This is a genomic window from Polynucleobacter sp. HIN7, assembly GCF_030297595.1.
Classification (GTDB): domain Bacteria; phylum Pseudomonadota; class Gammaproteobacteria; order Burkholderiales; family Burkholderiaceae; genus Polynucleobacter.
Map to the genome: position 1 here is coordinate 227798 of NZ_AP028138.1, position 16391 is coordinate 244188.

At 47.0% G+C, this 16391-nt stretch carries 19 protein-coding genes; 13 read left to right on the forward strand and 6 right to left on the reverse strand.

Annotated features, from left to right (window positions below):
* Position 1 precedes the first annotated feature (1 nt).
* Positions 2 to 1471 (reverse strand): cryptochrome/photolyase family protein, encoded by a 1470-nt coding sequence (locus QUE64_RS01230; RefSeq protein ID WP_286225563.1) that lies wholly within the window; start codon positions 1469 to 1471, stop codon positions 2 to 4.
* Between the two features lie 45 nt (positions 1472 to 1516).
* Here QUE64_RS01230 and QUE64_RS01235 point away from each other — a divergent pair, with 45 nt between their 5' ends.
* From QUE64_RS01235 to ruvX, 3 genes are all read left to right on the forward strand, one after another.
* On the forward strand, positions 1517 to 2344 hold the full coding sequence (locus QUE64_RS01235) for a YdcF family protein (protein WP_286225564.1): 828 nt from the start codon (positions 1517 to 1519) through the stop codon (positions 2342 to 2344).
* Between the two features lie 86 nt (positions 2345 to 2430).
* A complete protein-coding gene (locus QUE64_RS01240; protein WP_286226136.1) occupies positions 2431 to 2970 on the forward strand; it encodes a YqgE/AlgH family protein in 540 nt (179 codons plus the stop codon).
* Positions 2963 to 3376, forward strand: coding sequence for a Holliday junction resolvase RuvX (ruvX, locus tag QUE64_RS01245; protein WP_286225565.1), 414 nt, complete (start codon positions 2963 to 2965; stop codon positions 3374 to 3376). Before QUE64_RS01240 ends, ruvX begins: the two co-directional genes overlap by 8 nt.
* A 14-nt stretch (positions 3377 to 3390) precedes the next feature.
* On the opposite strand, the gene QUE64_RS01250 is transcribed toward ruvX, so the two are convergent.
* Positions 3391 to 4977 (reverse strand): TolC family protein, encoded by a 1587-nt coding sequence (locus QUE64_RS01250; protein WP_286225566.1) that lies wholly within the window; start codon positions 4975 to 4977, stop codon positions 3391 to 3393.
* 77 nt (positions 4978 to 5054) lie between these two features.
* Here QUE64_RS01250 and QUE64_RS01255 point away from each other — a divergent pair, with 77 nt between their 5' ends.
* From QUE64_RS01255 to trmB, 4 genes are read left to right on the forward strand one after another with little or no spacing between them, the layout of a single operon-like run.
* Positions 5055 to 5900 carry an undecaprenyl-diphosphate phosphatase gene (locus QUE64_RS01255; protein WP_286225567.1) on the forward strand — a complete coding sequence of 282 codons (846 nt, stop codon included), beginning with the start codon at positions 5055 to 5057 and terminating at the stop codon, positions 5898 to 5900.
* An 18-nt stretch (positions 5901 to 5918) separates the two neighbouring features.
* On the forward strand, positions 5919 to 6401 hold the full coding sequence (locus QUE64_RS01260; RefSeq protein WP_286225568.1) for a DUF2721 domain-containing protein: 483 nt from the start codon (positions 5919 to 5921) through the stop codon (positions 6399 to 6401).
* 41 nt (positions 6402 to 6442) lie between these two features.
* Complete coding sequence (locus QUE64_RS01265) at positions 6443 to 7390, forward strand: UDP-glucuronic acid decarboxylase family protein (RefSeq protein WP_286225569.1); 948 nt, start codon at positions 6443 to 6445, stop codon at positions 7388 to 7390.
* A 6-nt stretch (positions 7391 to 7396) separates the two neighbouring features.
* Positions 7397 to 8197, forward strand: a complete 801-nt coding sequence (gene trmB, locus QUE64_RS01270; RefSeq protein WP_286225570.1) for a tRNA (guanosine(46)-N7)-methyltransferase TrmB — start codon at positions 7397 to 7399, stop codon at positions 8195 to 8197.
* On the opposite strand, the gene QUE64_RS01275 is transcribed toward trmB, so the two are convergent.
* A complete protein-coding gene (locus QUE64_RS01275) occupies positions 8194 to 9684 on the reverse strand; it encodes an NAD-dependent succinate-semialdehyde dehydrogenase (protein ID WP_286225571.1) in 1491 nt (496 codons plus the stop codon). The two genes, trmB and QUE64_RS01275, sit on opposite strands and share 4 nt — an antisense overlap.
* 520 nt (positions 9685 to 10204) lie before the next feature.
* Between QUE64_RS01275 and QUE64_RS01280 the strand changes: the two genes are divergently transcribed.
* A complete protein-coding gene (locus QUE64_RS01280) occupies positions 10205 to 11029 on the forward strand; it encodes a lytic transglycosylase domain-containing protein (protein WP_286225572.1) in 825 nt (274 codons plus the stop codon).
* Here the strand turns inward: QUE64_RS01280 and nusB are convergent.
* The 3 genes from nusB to ribBA are packed head-to-tail and all read right to left on the reverse strand — an operon-like array spanning position 11026 to position 13190.
* Positions 11026 to 11511 (reverse strand): transcription antitermination factor NusB, encoded by a 486-nt coding sequence (gene nusB / locus QUE64_RS01285; protein WP_286226137.1) that lies wholly within the window; start codon positions 11509 to 11511, stop codon positions 11026 to 11028. The genes QUE64_RS01280 and nusB overlap by 4 nt on opposite strands.
* A 4-nt stretch (positions 11512 to 11515) precedes the next feature.
* Positions 11516 to 12001, reverse strand: a complete 486-nt coding sequence (gene ribH, locus QUE64_RS01290) for a 6,7-dimethyl-8-ribityllumazine synthase (protein WP_286225573.1) — start codon at positions 11999 to 12001, stop codon at positions 11516 to 11518.
* A gap of 10 nt (positions 12002 to 12011) precedes the next feature.
* Complete coding sequence (gene ribBA / locus QUE64_RS01295; protein WP_286225574.1) at positions 12012 to 13190, reverse strand: bifunctional 3,4-dihydroxy-2-butanone-4-phosphate synthase/GTP cyclohydrolase II; 1179 nt, start codon at positions 13188 to 13190, stop codon at positions 12012 to 12014.
* 145 nt (positions 13191 to 13335) lie between these two features.
* On the opposite strand from ribBA, the gene QUE64_RS01300 reads away from it, so the two are divergent.
* From QUE64_RS01300 to ribD, 5 genes are read left to right on the forward strand one after another with little or no spacing between them, the layout of a single operon-like run.
* Entirely contained in the window at positions 13336 to 13578 is a 243-nt protein-coding gene (locus QUE64_RS01300) for a hypothetical protein (protein WP_286225575.1), read from the forward strand.
* Entirely contained in the window at positions 13575 to 14225 is a 651-nt protein-coding gene (locus QUE64_RS01305) for a hypothetical protein (protein WP_286225576.1), read from the forward strand. Before QUE64_RS01300 ends, QUE64_RS01305 begins: the two co-directional genes overlap by 4 nt.
* A 14-nt stretch (positions 14226 to 14239) precedes the next feature.
* Positions 14240 to 14629, forward strand: a complete 390-nt coding sequence (locus QUE64_RS01310; protein ID WP_286223939.1) for a hypothetical protein — start codon at positions 14240 to 14242, stop codon at positions 14627 to 14629.
* On the forward strand, positions 14622 to 15203 hold the full coding sequence (locus QUE64_RS01315; protein ID WP_286225577.1) for a GspH/FimT family pseudopilin: 582 nt from the start codon (positions 14622 to 14624) through the stop codon (positions 15201 to 15203). The genes QUE64_RS01310 and QUE64_RS01315 overlap by 8 nt, the downstream gene beginning before the upstream one ends.
* Before the next feature lie 39 nt (positions 15204 to 15242).
* The gene (gene ribD, locus QUE64_RS01320; protein WP_286225578.1) at positions 15243 to 16364 is read left to right on the forward strand and encodes a bifunctional diaminohydroxyphosphoribosylaminopyrimidine deaminase/5-amino-6-(5-phosphoribosylamino)uracil reductase RibD; all 1122 of its coding nucleotides are present in this window, start codon (positions 15243 to 15245) and stop codon (positions 16362 to 16364) included.
* Positions 16365 to 16391 lie beyond the last annotated feature (27 nt).

Here is a 16391-nt window from a genome sequence, read left to right on the forward strand (position 1 = left end):
CTCAAGCCACTTTTTTCACAACGTTGTAGCGAATCAAGGTCGCCTTGCGGGCTTCATCATGATCGACGATGGGGCGAGGGTAGTCTTTACCCAATACGATGCCAGCAGCCTCGAGCTCAAGTTGCCCTGCAAGCCAGGGCGCATGAATTGATTTATTGGATAGCTTTTCAAGAGCAGGAATGTAGCGGCGGATAAATTTTCCTTCAGCATCAAAGCGCTCAGACTGGGTGATGGGGTTAAAGATCCGGAAGTAGGGCTGAGCATCACATCCAGAAGACGAGGCCCATTGCCAACCACCATTATTAGAGGCAAACTCAAAATCGTTCAGATGCTCGGCAAAATACTGCTCACCCCAGCGCCAATCGATGCCGAGGTCTTTGCATAAGAAACTAGCCACGACCATGCGCAAGCGATTATGCATATAGCCTGATTGATTGAGTTGATGCATGGCTGCGTCGACTAGTGGGTAACCAGTTTGGCCATCGCACCAGGCCTTAAATAATTTTTGTGCTTTGGGACCTTGCTCCCAAACAATCTTGTCATAGTCGGGCTTAAATGATTCGCCATCGGCAAGGCGAGGGTGATTGGCCAAAACCATGAAATAAAAGTCCCGCCATATGAGCTCACTCAGCCATGTGCTTGCACCAAGACTGCCTGCAAGCATTCGACGATGAGCCTCGCGAACCAAGCCTCGGATTGATAGAAGACCAAAGCGCAAGTATGTAGAGAGGTAGCTGACGCCTTTGGTTGCTGGGAAGTCTCGGCCAATGTTGTATTGATCAATTCGTTTTAGAAAGTCACTCAAAAAGAGCTCAGCACCCTTCTGACTTGGGGGTAGATACTTTTCTATGCCTGTCGGTCTAAATCCCATGGATTCCAGCGAAGGGATGCCGGTATCAATGCTCTTGGGAATGGGGGCATATCGACCCTGTAAGCCAGCATTAGGGAGATCGCAGACAAAGGGCTCAAGGTCTGAGGGGTTTAGTTTCTTAAGCCATGCATTCTTATACGGAGTAAAGACCGAGAATACGGTTTCAGAGTTAGTTAAGACTTCAGTCTTCTCAAAAATAACCTGATCTTTAAAATGCTGGAACGCAACGCCATTCTTCGCAAGCGTTTGTGCGATGGCCTCATCGCGTGAAATTGCCGAGGGTTCATAGTCATGGTTGGTAAAGACTGCTTGTGCATCAAGTTGTTTAGCTAAGGCGGGGATGAGTTCTATTGGGTTACCATGACGGCAAATGATTCCGCTTTCTTGAGCTCTTAGCGTTTTATCTAGATCTTCAATCGTTTGCCAAATGAAATCGACCCTGCGATCAAAGCCTTTGCCTTTGGAGAGTAGGGGGGTAAGGATCGAGGTGTCAAAGATAAAACAGACCCAGACCTGTTGATACTGTTTTAGGGCGTGATGAAGAGCCGCCTGATCATATAGGCGTAAATCACGTCGAAGCCATACCAATGCACTTGTCATAGGCTCTATCTTATTCGGGAATGCGATTTTGATTATGATGCCCTCATGGATAGCCTATTTTTTATTACTTCGAAGATTGTTCAATTCCTAATTGAGCCTTTAAACCTGATTTTCTTGGCTACCCTTCTGGCATGGTTTTTTCTTACCATTCGCAAGCCCGTCTTCACCAATCGTCTTTTGGCATTTGCAGTCATTGGCTTCCTGGGCGTGGGGTATATGCCTATTCCTGAGTCTTTGATCCGCATTCTGGAAAATGCCGTTCCCAAACCATCGATTCAGAATCTCAATCCCGACCAATTTGCAGGGATCATTATTTTGGGTGGGGCTATCGAGGGCGAAGATGTTGCCGTTGATCGTGGTGAGATATCTCTTAAATCATCGGCCGAGCGTGTTACGAAGGGACTAGAGCTCATTCGAAAGTATCCTGATAAGCCATTTATCTTTAGCGGTTTTTCGGGGAGAGTAAATCCAAGAGGGATGTCAGAGGCCGATGCCTTTAAACAATTGATTCAAGAACAAGGGCTTGCCGATAGAACAAACACCACTGCCTTTTACGAGAATCAATCTCGCAATACTTATGAAAATGCGGTTTATTCCAAAAAGATTATCGATGCCATTTATCCACAATCCCCAGACCAACTGTTAAAACCATGGCTTTTGGTCACCTCCGCGAGTCATATGTATCGCTCTGTAAAAATCTTTGAAAAGCAAGACATTGCGGTGATTGCTGTACCAGTGGATTACCAAACAGCGAATACCTTGCAATGGCGCGAATTTGATTTAACGGAGGGTGCATTTCTGTGGAATAAGCTACTGCATGAATATATTGGTATTGCAGCATATCAATTGACTGGAAAAATATCACTTTTCTGAATTCCTGAGGCTTGCTAGAATGAGTTGTGAGCCAAGCCAATGCCTTCCCCTCATTCAGTTCCTTTGCTAACCAGTTCTTGTTAGCCATGCCGGGTATGCTGGACGAAAATTTTTCAGGTTCCTTGGTGTATCTTTTAGAACATAGCGACAAAGGTGCTATGGGACTGGTGGTTAATCGTCCGACCGATATTGTGCTCTCAACCCTGTTTGAGAAAATCGAGCTGAAGCTTGAAATCGCCCCATTACTTGACCAGCCAGTTTATTTTGGTGGCCCCGTTCAGGTTGAGCGAGGATTTGTGCTGCATCCGACTGATCTTGCGGAGAAGTACTCATCTTCATTAATCATTACAGATGGTCTCACTATGACCACATCTAAAGATGTTCTTGAGGCGGTAGCGAATGGCTCTGGACCTGAGAAGTTTCTGATGACACTAGGATATGCGGGGTGGGGTGCAGGACAGCTCGAAGAGGAGATTTCCCTCAATGGGTGGATCAATATCGCCATCCCAAATGATCAAATGCAAACGATTATTTTTGATACGCCATATACCGATCGTTATCAAAAGGCAATGCAGGTTTTGGGCTTTGATCTAGCAAGCCTTTCTGGAGAAGCGGGGCATGCCTAATGATGCTTCAAATCCAGTAACCATTGTTCTAGGTTTTGATTACGGCACTAAGCGGATTGGGGTGGCGGTTGGCAATTCGCTGACCGGAAGTGCTCAAGCTTTGGATGTACTCCAAAATATCAAGCCCAATCAAACGTATCAAAAAATTCAAGAGCTAATTCATGAGTGGCAACCGAGTTGCCTAGTGGTAGGTTTACCATTGCATCCAGATGGTGCTGAACATGCAATAACCAAACGCTCGCGCTCGTTCGGTAAACAGCTTGCCAAGCAATCTGGTAAGCCCATCCATTATGTGGATGAGCGCTATTCCTCAGTGTTATTAGAACAAGACACCCAGTATCAGGGGGCTCTAGATTCGCATGCGGCTGGATTGCTTATAGAGCAGTTCTTTCGCGAGCGCAGTTAACTCCTGATTAATCACTAGCGCAGTAATGCATTAATTGCAATCAAATCCTCATCAGATAAATTAGCGGCCTGAGCTTTCAAGCGCAATGCGTTCATAATCGTGTCATAGCGGGCTTTGTAGAGTGAGGCGCGTGTGGTGAAGAGCGTATCTAAGGCAATTAAGACATCGATGTTAATGAGGGTGCCAACGTTGTAACCTAACTTACTGGATTCCACTGCGGTAGCCGAGGATTTCTCAGCCGCTTCTAATGCCTTGACTGTAGCTAAGCCACCATAGAATCCAGTAAAGGCTTGGCGGGTTGCCTGGGCAGCGGTACGTCGTAGATTGTCGTAATCTGCCTTCGACTTATCAAAAAGCGCTGCGTTTTGGCGGATGACGGACATATTAAATCCGCCCGACACGATAGGTAGTGTCATTTGTAACGCTAAAGTGTTGTTATAAATATTTTGTGTAGGGAGTGGGTTAAAGTTCAGAGCAGAACCATTCGATTGATTAAAACCCGCAGTCCCAACAAAGTTAACGCTTGGATAGTTTGCAGCGAGAGAGCCTTTATATACACTCTCGGCTAATTGCACACTGAGTTGACCAGCCAGTACTCCATAGTTGGCGTTTTCGGATTGGGTAATCCAGTCCTCCAATGCTTGGCCTGGGGGTAGTTTGGGGCTGACACTTTCTGCAATTGGTACTCCTTTGATATCCTTATTGCGGGCCCTTGGATCAGCCACCACCCCAGCAATCGAAACATCCTTTGCCATTGGTTTAATGTGCTTGACCGGGTGGCCAATCAGCTGTTCGAGAACTCCGCGTTTAACGACTAGGTCTGCATGTGCAGCAATCTCTTGAGCATTTGCGACATCAAAGCGTGCCTGGGCATCATTGGCATCGACGATCGTAGCCGAGCCAATCTCAAACTTGGCCTTTGCAGCCTGAAGTTGTTGACGGATTAACTCTTTTTTGCTCTTGAAAAGCTCAACATTGTCTTGAGCTGTTAATACATCAAAGTAGGCTTGCGATACTCGAATGACCAAATCTTGCTGAGCTTGATAAAACTGAAGATCAGAGATTTTGCTATTAAGCTCTCCTTGTTTAAATAGCTGCACCCCACTTAAGTTAAAGACCGGTTGGGTTAGCGTAAGGGTATAGCTGCGCTGATCATAAACTCGGTTATTGCCCTCTCCGTGCTGGAAAAACCGAGTAGCAGTTGGATTAGCTGAAACCTGTGGTAACAATACGGATAACCCTTGCCAGTAGAGCTCTTTTCGGGCTGCTAAATTAAAGCGTGCACTATTAATCACTGGATCATTAAATGCAGCCTCTTGATACAGGGTAAGGAGATCCAAAGTACGGCCATCGAGCGCCTTACGGTTTTGGGGATCCGTTAGGTTCGATGAAATCGGTGGGATTGGGATCGCTGTTTGTGGTGGTGCTTCGAGCCTTAGAAGGTCTTGAGGACTTAAGGTTTTTGGTAATGCATTATTTGCCGGTGTTACGGTGACGGAGCCTTGATTAGAGGTTGGCTGCTGATTCGATTGTGAAAGTACCTGGCTAGATATTATCCATCCAGCCAGTCCAATGAGGGTAATTAATGGGAACCGTTTCATTGAATGCATGATCCGAAGTTTAAGCCCAAACGCCAAATTGATGAGTTTAGGGATTTAAGGCTTTAGTATTGTTACTTATGGAACCATTACTTTTATTCAAAGCTCTCATTCTCGGGGTTGTTGAGGGCTTAACCGAGTTTTTACCTATTTCGAGTACTGGGCATTTAATCTTGGTGGGGGATCTCTTAAATTTTAATGATGAGCGTGGTAAGGCTTTTGAAATCATTATTCAGTTCGGTGCCATTTTGGCGGTGTGCTGGGAGTACCGTGAGCGCTTATTCAAGGTGACCAATACCTTTTTTTCTAGTAAACAATCACAAAAGTTTGTTTTGCATGTGGTGATTGCCTGTATCCCGGCCATGGGGCTTGGTCTGATTTTTGGTAAGTTCATTAAGACTCATCTGTTTTCACCAGTCCCTGTGGCAAGCGCATTCATTGTGGGGGCCTTTGTGATCTTCTGGGCGGAGTATCGCCAAACCAAAGCATCGACCATGAAGAAAATCGATAGTATTGACCAGTTGACTGCACTCGATGCTTTAAAAGTCGGATTAGCCCAATGCGCCGCTTTAATTCCAGGCACCTCCAGATCGGGAGCTACGATTATTGGTGGGATGCTATTTGGCTTGCCGCGAGCCGTTGCAACTGAATTCTCCTTCTTTTTAGCAATCCCGGTCATTGGTGGGGCAACTGCGTATGAGTTGCTCAAGATTGCAAACTCGCCCCAAGCATTTGGTTTTGCTGATTTTGCGCCTACCCTTTTAGTTGGTTTTGTCGCAGCCTTTATCTCAGCGTTCATTTGTGTGCGCTGGCTGATTCATTATGTTGCGCATCACAACTTTATCCCCTTTGCTTGGTATCGTATTATTTTTGGCGTTTTAGTTTTGGTGACCTCGTACACCGGTCTTGTCGCTTGGTCTAATTGATAGTTGCAGAGTAAAAATATGAACCTTTCAATTGATGCTATACAGGCCAATATTCAGCTGGCCTTAGCACCTGTCTTTCTCCTAACAGCCGTCGCTACCTTAGTTGCTGCGATTACAGCGAGGCTGGCTCGTAATGTAGATCGGATGCGTTTTATCCAGAACCAGCTATATGGCGATCAGCAGCTTAGTCAAAAGCTGAAGACGCATTATGAGAAAGAAATTGATGAGTTCAAGACCAGAGGAAGGTTATGTACTCTGGCTATTTTTTTTGATGTCTTGGCGGGTGTTTTAATTTCTCTGACTGTTCTTGAGTTATTTTTAGTGCAAACCGGTGCAGGAAAATTGGTCAACGTAGGTTATGTTTTGATCACATTTGTTGCAGGCTTAGTCTCATTTGTGGTTTCTCTAACGCTGATCTTGGTTGAGGTTGTATTTGCCTATCGCTCGACGAGTTGGGATATGCCTGCGCAAGAACTATCTCAAAAGCCTAAAAGGCCCTAGGAATAAAATTCGCAGTAACCTAAAATTTCTGAAAGATATCTATGTCAATCAATCAAAGCAAAATCCTCATCACTGGTGGCGCTGGCTTTTTGGGCTCTCACCTGACTGAGCGCTTACTACGTGAGGGTAATGATGTTTTGGTAGTGGATAACTTTTTTACTGGCAACAAACAGAACCTTGCGCACTTGATGGGTAACCCTAATTTGGAGATTATGCGCCATGATGTGACCTTTCCTTTGTATGTCGAGGTCAATCAGATCTATAACTTGGCGTGTCCCGCCTCTCCAGTGCATTACCAATACGATCCCGTGCAAACCACCAAAACTAGCGTACATGGCGCCATTAATATGCTGGGTTTGGCGAAGCGCACGAGGGCACGTATTTTGCAAGCCTCTACGAGTGAGGTCTATGGTGATCCAGAGCTGCATCCTCAACCTGAGGGCTATTGGGGTAGGGTGAATCCGATTGGCATTCGGTCCTGTTATGACGAGGGTAAGCGCTGTGCTGAAACCCTATTTTTTGACTACTTTCGCCAACACCAAACCGATATCAAAGTGGTCCGTATCTTCAACACCTATGGCCCAAGGATGCATCCCAATGATGGCCGGGTCGTGAGTAACTTTATCGTACAGGCCTTGCAAGGTAAAGACATCACGATTTATGGAGACGGTTCTCAGACCCGAAGTTTTTGCTATGTCGATGACCTAATCGACGCCATGGTCAGAATGATGAACTCAGAGAAGGGTTTTACTGGCCCCGTTAATATTGGCAACCCCGGAGAGTTCACCATGCTCGAGCTTGCCGAGATGGTTCTCAAGCTTTCTGGCAGTAAATCCAAGATTATTCATCAACCATTGCCATCGGATGATCCGAAGCAGCGTCAGCCCAATATTGATTTAGCTAAAGCCAAATTAGGGTGGGAGCCCAAGGTATCCCTTGAGGATGGCCTGAAAGAAACGATTGCTTATTTTCGAGTTCTATTGAAATAAAAAGGCATGGATAAATTCCTGCCATCAAATCATCCTCATAGAAAAATTCGCTCCTTTGTTCGTAGAGCAGGACGCACTACAAGTGCCCAAGAGCATGCGATCGCAACTTTAGGTGGTCAATTTTTACTACCGTTTCAAGATGCATTATTTGATTGGTCAGTATTTGGTCCGTCGTATCAGAATGCTCCGCGCATTGTCGAGATCGGCTTTGGCATGGGTGAGTCCACCGCTCAGATTGCGCAAGCTCGTCCCAACGATGTATTTTTAGGTCTTGAAGTTCATGAGCCCGGGGTTGGCGCACTTCTTAAACGCATTGGTGAGTTGGATCTTCACAATCTTCGCTTAATTTCCCATGATGCTGTTGAGATACTCGAGCGGATGATTGCACCCAATTCTTTGGATGGGGTTCACATTTTCTTTCCAGATCCATGGCATAAAACGCGTCATCATAAACGTCGCTTAATTCAAAAAGAATTTGTAGAACTACTCGTTTCCCGATTGAAGCCTAATGGCTATCTTCACCTGGCAACGGATTGGCAGCATTACGCGGAGCAAATGCTCTTAGTTCTCAATCACCATCCTCTGTTACGAAATCAATCCACTCAAAAAGTTCGCTTAGGAGCCATTCTCGGCATCGATCAGGATCAAACTATTGGTGGTATTGATTGGACGGCGGAGCAGTTACAGGGGATGCATGAGGGTTTTGTCGATAAGCCTTCGTATCGCCCGCAGACCAAATTTGAGAATCGTGGTCTCAAATTAGGCCACGGGGTTTGGGATTTGCTCTATCGTAAGCGTGAGACTTAAAGCCCCATGCATACGTATTTCATTTCAAGGTACTCGTCGACTCCCCAAGAGCTACCCTCGCGGCCTAAGCCAGATTGCTTGACTCCCCCAAATGGGGCTACCTCATTTGAGATCAGTCCGGTATTGACTCCCACCATGCCAAATTCGAGCGCTTCAGCGACCTTCCAAACCCGACCAATATCCCGACTGTAAAAGTAAGACGCTAGACCAAATTGACTGCTATTGGCCAGTCGAATCACTTCATCATCATTCTCAAATGGTATGACCGGTGCAACTGGACCAAAGGTTTCTTCATGGGTAATGAGCATGCTATTGGTTACATTGGTAAGAACCGTTGGTTCATAAAACGTTCCACCCAAACTTGCACGTTTACCGCCAATTACAAGTCGCGCCCCTTTGCTAATTGCATCCGCTACATGTCGCTCCACCTTTTCAATGGCCGCTTGGTCGATGAGAGGCCCTTGAGAAACGCCTTGCTCTAGACCGTTTCCAATTTTGATTGCTTTGGTTGCAAGGGCTAACTTTTCTACAAACGCATCGTGCACTTTTTTATGTACATAAAACCGGTTGGCGCAAACACAAGTTTGCCCGGCATTTCGGTATTTGGAGCTCATTGCGCCCGATACGGCAGCATCAATATCGGCATCGTCAAACACAATGAAAGGCGCATGACCACCAAGCTCTAAGGAGAGCTTCTTGATCGTTGGAGCACATTGCGCCATAAGAATACGACCCACCTCTGTAGAGCCGGTAAAGGATAAATGGCGAACGGTTGGGGATTCGCAGAGGACCTTACCAACCGCAATGGATTGCTCAGCATCGGCGGTCACGATATTAATGACCCCTTGCGGGACCCCTGCTTGATTCGCTAGTTCCGCAATTGCGAGCGCTGACAGCGGCGTTTGTTCTGCAGGCTTAATCACGATAGTACATCCGGCTGCCATTGCCGGAGCGATTTTGCGAGTAATCATGGCAATCGGAAAGTTCCATGGGGTAATGGCAACACAGACCCCAATGGCTTGCTTTAAAACAATGGTGCGCTTATCACTCCAAGTGGTTGCTGGAATGGCGCCCATGACTCGTTTGGCTTCTTCGGCAAACCATTCCACAAAGGAGGCGCCGTAGGCCACTTCCCCCTTAGCTTCGGCAAGGGGTTTGCCTTGTTCAAGTGTCATGAGGGTGGCGAGATCATCCGCATTCGCCAAAATTAACTCAAACCACTTGCGCATGACCTGGGCACGCTCTTTGGCCAGCTTCCCCTTCCAGGCATTGAGAGCTAGCTCGGCAGCAGAGATCGCTTCTTGGGCATCGGAGACGTTCAAATTGGCAACCTCAGCAATAATTGCGCCATTGGCGGGATTGGAAACGGCAAATCGAGCGTTCCCTGACGCTTTCACCCACTGGCCGTTGATAAAAGCATCTTCATGAAAAAGACTGGGGTTTTTGAGGAGTTTGCGGATATCAATCGTTGAATTGGGGGCGTTCATGATGTTCTTCTTTTAAGTGGGTGGTGTCTCGATGGCTTAGTGTAATCCCAACCGTAGTGGAAGATTATTGGCAATGATTGGCTCCAGAAGGAGGGGTGCTTGACTCTAGACATACAAAAATAGATCCGCCAATCGTATTGCCTATGGAGCGAATGCTGATTTCTAAAAACTACTACCAATAGTGGATATGACTCAGTTGACAGCCTATAGGTAGTTAGAGTGGTATGTGTTTTTTTCCAAAATATGAAAATATGCCCCGAATAAATGTTTTTTTCATGATGAGGAATGAGTGTTGACTAACTTAATTAAACCATTGTTTTAATTGATCTTTTTATATTCAGTAGCGCATCATATTAGGGTTTAAACGGATAATATGAATTAATTGATATATAAAATCATTTCTTTATTCTTGACAGGTTATATAGGGGTTTCTAAGATTCGGCATGTTTAACAGTTGTTGCACTGCAATATAAATTGAGTCTAGTTATTTAGATTCTTTGTATTGTGTGTGACCCAAGCAATGAAACCATTTAATTTGCCAAAGACAATTGGGATTGAACAGCACTTGGCCTCTGCATCCTTAGCTAGGCTCATACAACGCCTTTTTGCATTTATGGTTGCCGCTATTCTTGCTGTTTGGTTGCTTGGCCCCCGCACCGGTGCTGGAATATTTGATCTTGCCCACTACTTAGTTCCTGCAGAGGCCCGTGCACTGATTCTTGGGGCGGATAGCGCTGAAATCTTAACGGCTGATGAGTCGTCTAATCAGCTCAAATTTTGGAGCTCAAATCCTCAAAGCATCTCTTCTATTGCGGGACCCGCATCGCAAATCCCAGGACATTTGGTCGACTTAAGTGCAATTGATCGCTCTATATTGCGATCTGAGAATGAGCGTCGCGCGGTGGCGGAGCATTTAGCTAAAAAGTTTCGGATTTCTTTAGAAGACACTCTTTTCTATGTCAATCAAGCCATGATGGTGAGTAAAGAGGTCAACTTAGACCCCACCCTCATCTTGGCGGTGATGGCGACGGAATCTAGCCTAAACCCGCGCGCTGAGAGCCGTGCGGGTGCACAAGGATTAATGCAGGTTCGAACCCATGTCCATCAAGAGAAATTTGAGCCCTATGGCGGCCCCTTAGCGGCCTTTATCCCTGAGGCGAACATTCGGGTGGGGGCTCTGATTTTGAAGGCTTGTATCGCTCGCGCTGGATCGCTTGAGGATGGTTTAAAGAGTTATTTGGGCGCCCCCAATGCAGCTAGCGGGATTGGTACCTATACCCATAAGGTATTCACAGAGCGCGAAGAGTTGCGTAACGTTGCGCGCCGCTTAGGCGGTAACGTTTAATCTGCTGCGATTTCAGCTTGCCGCAGTTTTTGGGCAAGCTGATCCAATACCCCATTGACGTATTTATGGCCATCGGTGCCACCAAAGGTTTTTGCTAACTCCACAGCTTCATTAATTGCAACCTTGTAGGGTACCGATAGATCAGCAGCTAACTCATAGGTACCGATCAGCATGGCAGCATGCTCTACTGGTGATAGTTCAGCCAAGGGTCGATCCAACTCCGGAATAATGAGTGCATCAAGCTCTTGATGCTGGCCAATCACCCCCTGGAAGATGTTGGCAAATAAATCACCCTGACATTTTTTAAATGCCGGATCTTCGCCAAGTTGTTTTGTGATCGCACTGATTGTTAAGGGGGCATCGCTTAGCTCGCCCGCCTTTTGAATCACCAAATACTGATAGATGCCCTGCAAGGCATACTCGCGGGCACGCCTTCGCGGCGTGAGCGAGCGCTTTGGGTTTTGGGTCGATCCAGCCGTCATGTAATTACGCTGACTCAATATCGAGATCAGGATTGATTGCTAGGGCGAGATTAGCCATTTCAACTGCGGCGCGGGCACAATCACGACCCTTTTCAAGTGCGCGTGCAAATGCTTGATCATCGGTATCGCACGTTAGCACCCCATTGGCAATCGGAATGTCGTGATCCAAACTAATGCGAGTAATGGCGCTCGCAGATTCATTAGAGACTAATTCAAAGTGGTAGGTTTCCCCCCGAATCACAGCGCCCAGGGCAATCATGGCATCAAACTCGTGGGTCTTCGCAAGTTGGGAGAGGGCAAAGCCAATCTCTAAGGCACCAGGTACTGTAACAAGTTGAATGTCTTGATGAGCCACCCCTAAGTTCAGTAGCTCGGTGATGCAGGCTTCCGATAGCGCTTTGCAGTGCTCTTCATTAAAACGAGCTTGCACAATTGCCACCCTTAGGTCTTGACCATTTAAGTCAGCCTCAAAGACATCGATGTCGTTCATGCGCTATTCCTCAAGATGAGATTGGTGTGTAGGGGATGTGATCAATAATTTCTAACTGATAGCCAGACAAACTCGGTACTCTAGAGGAGTTGGCTAGTAAACGCATTTTGCGCACACCCAAGTCTTTAAGTATTTGTGCCCCAATTCCGTAACTACGGAAATCGGTTTTTCGCTCCGCACTGGATTGACCGGGTGGTTTTGAAGGGTTGTGATTGGAACCTTGGTCCAATTGAGTTAGCTTCTCAAACTGTGAAAGCCATTTGAGCTCGTTGGGAGCAGCAACTCCTGCAGCATTAAGTAAAACAGCAACGCCGCACGGTGAATTGGTGATCATTTGTAGGGCTTTACTTAAAGGCCAGGAATGCGTGGATTGATCAATATCCAAAAGATCCAAAACAGTAACCGGTTCATGAACCCGCACAATCGATTCTTCAGCAGACTGCGGGTCTCCTTGAACCAGTGCAAGGTGTAAGCAGTTACTCGGCGTATCTCGATACACTACACCTGTAAATCGACCCCAAGGGCTGGCAAACTCGCGCACGCCTTCGCGCAACACAATACTCTCTGTTTGACTGCGATACTGAATTAGATCCGCAATCGTTCCAATCTTGAGTTGATGCTCTTTAGCAAATTCGATGAGATCGGGCAAGCGTGCCATACTGCCATCGTCTTTCATGATTTCGCAAATCACGGCAGTGGGCGAGCAACCAGCAAGACTTGCTAAATCACAACCGGCTTCCGTGTGGCCAGAGCGAATTAAGACACCTCCAGGTTGAGCCATTAAAGGAAAGACGTGACCTGGCTGAACCAAGTCGGCTGGTTTGGCATTTGGGGCAACTGCGGCCTGGATGGTGCGTGCTCGATCAGCTGCTGAGATCCCAGTCGTTACGCCACTGGCGGCTTCAATCGAAACCGTGAAGTTTGTACCTAGGGCAGTGCCATTGTCTCGAACCATCAGAGGCAGGTTTAATTGCTGGCAACGCTCTTTCGTGAGGGTGAGGCAAATGAGACCGCGACCATGCTTGGCCATGAAGTTAATGGCCTCAGCACTGACGTGATCAGCGGCAAGAACTAAATCACCTTCATTTTCACGGTCCTCTTCATCAACCAAGATGATCATCTTGCCAGCACGAAGGTCGGCCACGATCTCATGAACGGGGCTAATGGCTGGTAATAGTGAGTTTGGCATGGTTGTGGAATTTGCAAATAGAGCGTCATTTTAAGCCTTCTTGCTCTTTGTAGGGCTCTACAACAGGATTTTCAGAAGAGGCTGATGGTGAAGCCCTGTGGATTTATGAACAATCTTGGGGATCAGCCACTTCAGGAGAATCCTAATGAACGATGACCATTTACCCGAATCTGGAATGGTCTTATTTGAGCTTTTGATTGCGATGGCCCTTATCGTGGGCAGTATTAGGGTCGCCCACACGGTTTATTCAAAACTCGTCATGAAGTCTATTCAATTAGAGAAGTCCCATGCCGCATGGATTCATCGGAAGAACCAGCATGAGATTGCAATTTATTTGAATCGATTCAAAAGCCAGCAACCAAAAAATTCGCCTCGATCAAAACAATGAGCCTACTAGCGTGCTTAACAGCACTCACACTCAGCGCTATTTTGCTTTTGCCATCTGCATGGTTAGTTCATCAAGTACTTACTCATCACGCTCAGCTCGAGGATCGAGTTTTGCTACAACAGAATATGGATCGCTCACTGGAGTTAATCAGTCGAGCGATTCAAGGTGCGGGGTATCAATCTAGCTCAATGCAGAATTCATTGACAGCAAACCCAATCACCATCCAAAAAGGCGGCTCTTCTCGCGGTTCTGATGCCATTGTGCTTACCCAAGATATTCCGGACAAATTAGGGTATGACTGCATGGGTAATCCTTTAGCACTCGAACGCACTATCAAACAACAGGCCTATCAGCGGTTTTATGTAGAACCCAGTCGGCATGATTCTCGAACCCAGACGCTGATGTGTCAGAGCGTCGATCGTCAAGGTCGGTTACATCAGGGTGAAATTCTGAGTAAGGTTCAGTCCTTGCAGATTAACTGGGTAAGAGCACATTCACTGAGCCAAGCGCCTACTGTCTCTCGGACCCCAAGCGGCCTGGTTGGCATTACTCTGCGCGTACAACCCCATGGAGGGTCAAATAACCCAACGCGGGTCATCGAGCAGACGCGCTACATTAGTCAGCGCCATGGCATTTATAACCCATGATATTGCTTTGGGTGATGAGTCTTTTACTTTATCTGGCATGGGCGGTAGCCCAGTTAGAGTCGGTGATCGCCCTTGAGATTCAATCGCATGCGACCCAGGTCCAATATCTGTCCCAGTTTGAGAGAGCGGAAGCGCTCTCAACCCAGTGTGAAGATCAGCTTAGAAGATCATTGATTCATGAGCCTAATTCGTCGCAGGAGGACCTCGATGTATTAGGTTCGGAGGGCTGTCGACTAAAGCTCATGAGTGCAACACAAATGGTCCATCAACAGAAACATCCAATGAAAAACACGCTACTAGTCGAGATGGAAGTTGGTCAAGGAATTCGGCTTCGTAGCATGCTTCGTTATCAAATCTCCAGCCAACACCTCAGCCGCATCAATTGGCAGCTAATCTATGAGTAGAGGACAAGAATATTATTCATTTCACTCGCGAGGGTATGGGGAGCAGGGGTATACCTTATTGGAGTTGATGGTGGTCATCGCGCTCATCAGTTTGCTGCTGATGTTTGGGGTTCCTCAAATCCAAAATCAGTTCTATGAGCGCGAGCTCGAGCATGCGGCGCGCCAGTTCATTTACCACGCACAGTTTGCAAGACAGCGCGCTCTCTATCGGGGTCGCGATATGCTCTTAAAGCCAAGAGCAAGGAATGATGATGAAGCGAATTGGAATTCAGGTTGGCAGCTTGAGGGCCTTGATATAAATGGCTCGCCAGAAAAGATTGTTCGACATTCCTTACCTGCTAATATTGCGATTCATTCCAAGGGGTTTGTGGATCCACATTCTGGCCAAAGTCAGATTCGATTTAATCCTGCGGGCGGGGCGAAATCAAAACATGGCGGCTTTGTCGCTAATCGCTTGATTTTTGCTCACACCAAGAACACATCCCTGCAGCGTCATGTCATCTTGGCAGCAAGTGGCCGCTGGCGTATATGTAACCCAAATTCTGCAACGAATCCTAAAGGGCTGGGTTGTTAGTGTATTTAGTCAGATCAATAAATCGGGTTTAATAGCACTATGACCCAATTTAGTTCACTTGATCAGCAGATGATGGCCTTCGCACTTGATGAGGCTAAGAAAGCCCTATACCTCTCTAACCCAAATCCACGGGTGGGTTGCGTGATCACCAAGGGTGAGCAGATTTTGGGTAAAGGATTTACCCAGCAAGTGGGGTCTCAGCACGCTGAGATTGAGGCGATCGCTAATGCACGACGGTTGGGAGCAGGTGACGCTGATTTTGCTGCCAGTACGTTTTATGTCACGTTGGAACCTTGTTCGCATACTGGTCGCACACCCCCGTGTTGTGATGCGCTGATAAAACTTTCTCCACAGCGCGTGGTCATTGCCATGCAAGATCCCAATCCCAAGGTCTCGGGGCAGGGTATCGCAAGCTTACAAAAGCATGGCATTCAGGTGGATCTTGGTTTAATGGCGCATGAAGCGGCCTTACTAAATCCTGGATTTATCAAACGCATGACCCAGGGTCTTTCATATATGCGCATGAAGATTGCATCGAGTTTGGATGGTCGTACTGCGCTACTCAATGGTAAGAGTCAGTGGATTACAGGACCAGCTGCGCGTGCCGATGGTCATCATTGGCGGGCCCAAGCATGCGCCATTCTTTCGGGGGTGGGTACGGTCAGGGAAGATGATCCAGCTCTCACGGTACGTGAGGTGAGCACTCAGCGTCAGCCATTACGAGTGATTGTGGATTCGCAATTGGAGATTCCGCTAGGAGCTAAGGTGCTGAGTGATGCGAATGCCATCATCGTTTGCGCTAATCCAGAGTCAGGCCACTTACAGAAAACCCAAAAAGAGTTGGCAGGGCGCGGTATTGAAGTAGTGCAACTTGCGAATGCAAAGGGTAAGGTGGACTTACCTAAACTCCTTGCGTATTTGGCTAAAGAGCGTGAGATTAATGAAGTGCATGTTGAAGCAGGTTACAAATTAAATGGTTCACTCATTCGTGAGGGCTGTGTCGATGAGCTACTCATCTATCAGGCGCCCTGCTTTTTGGGTGAGGGCCTGGGAATGGCCAATATTGGATCACTTCAAGAGCTTTCTGAGCGCAGTGCTTGGAAGATTATGGAGCACACTTTGATCGGAGATGACCTGCGCATTCGTGCTGTACGCCCATAGTATTTATTGCTCTCCAAACTGATATAG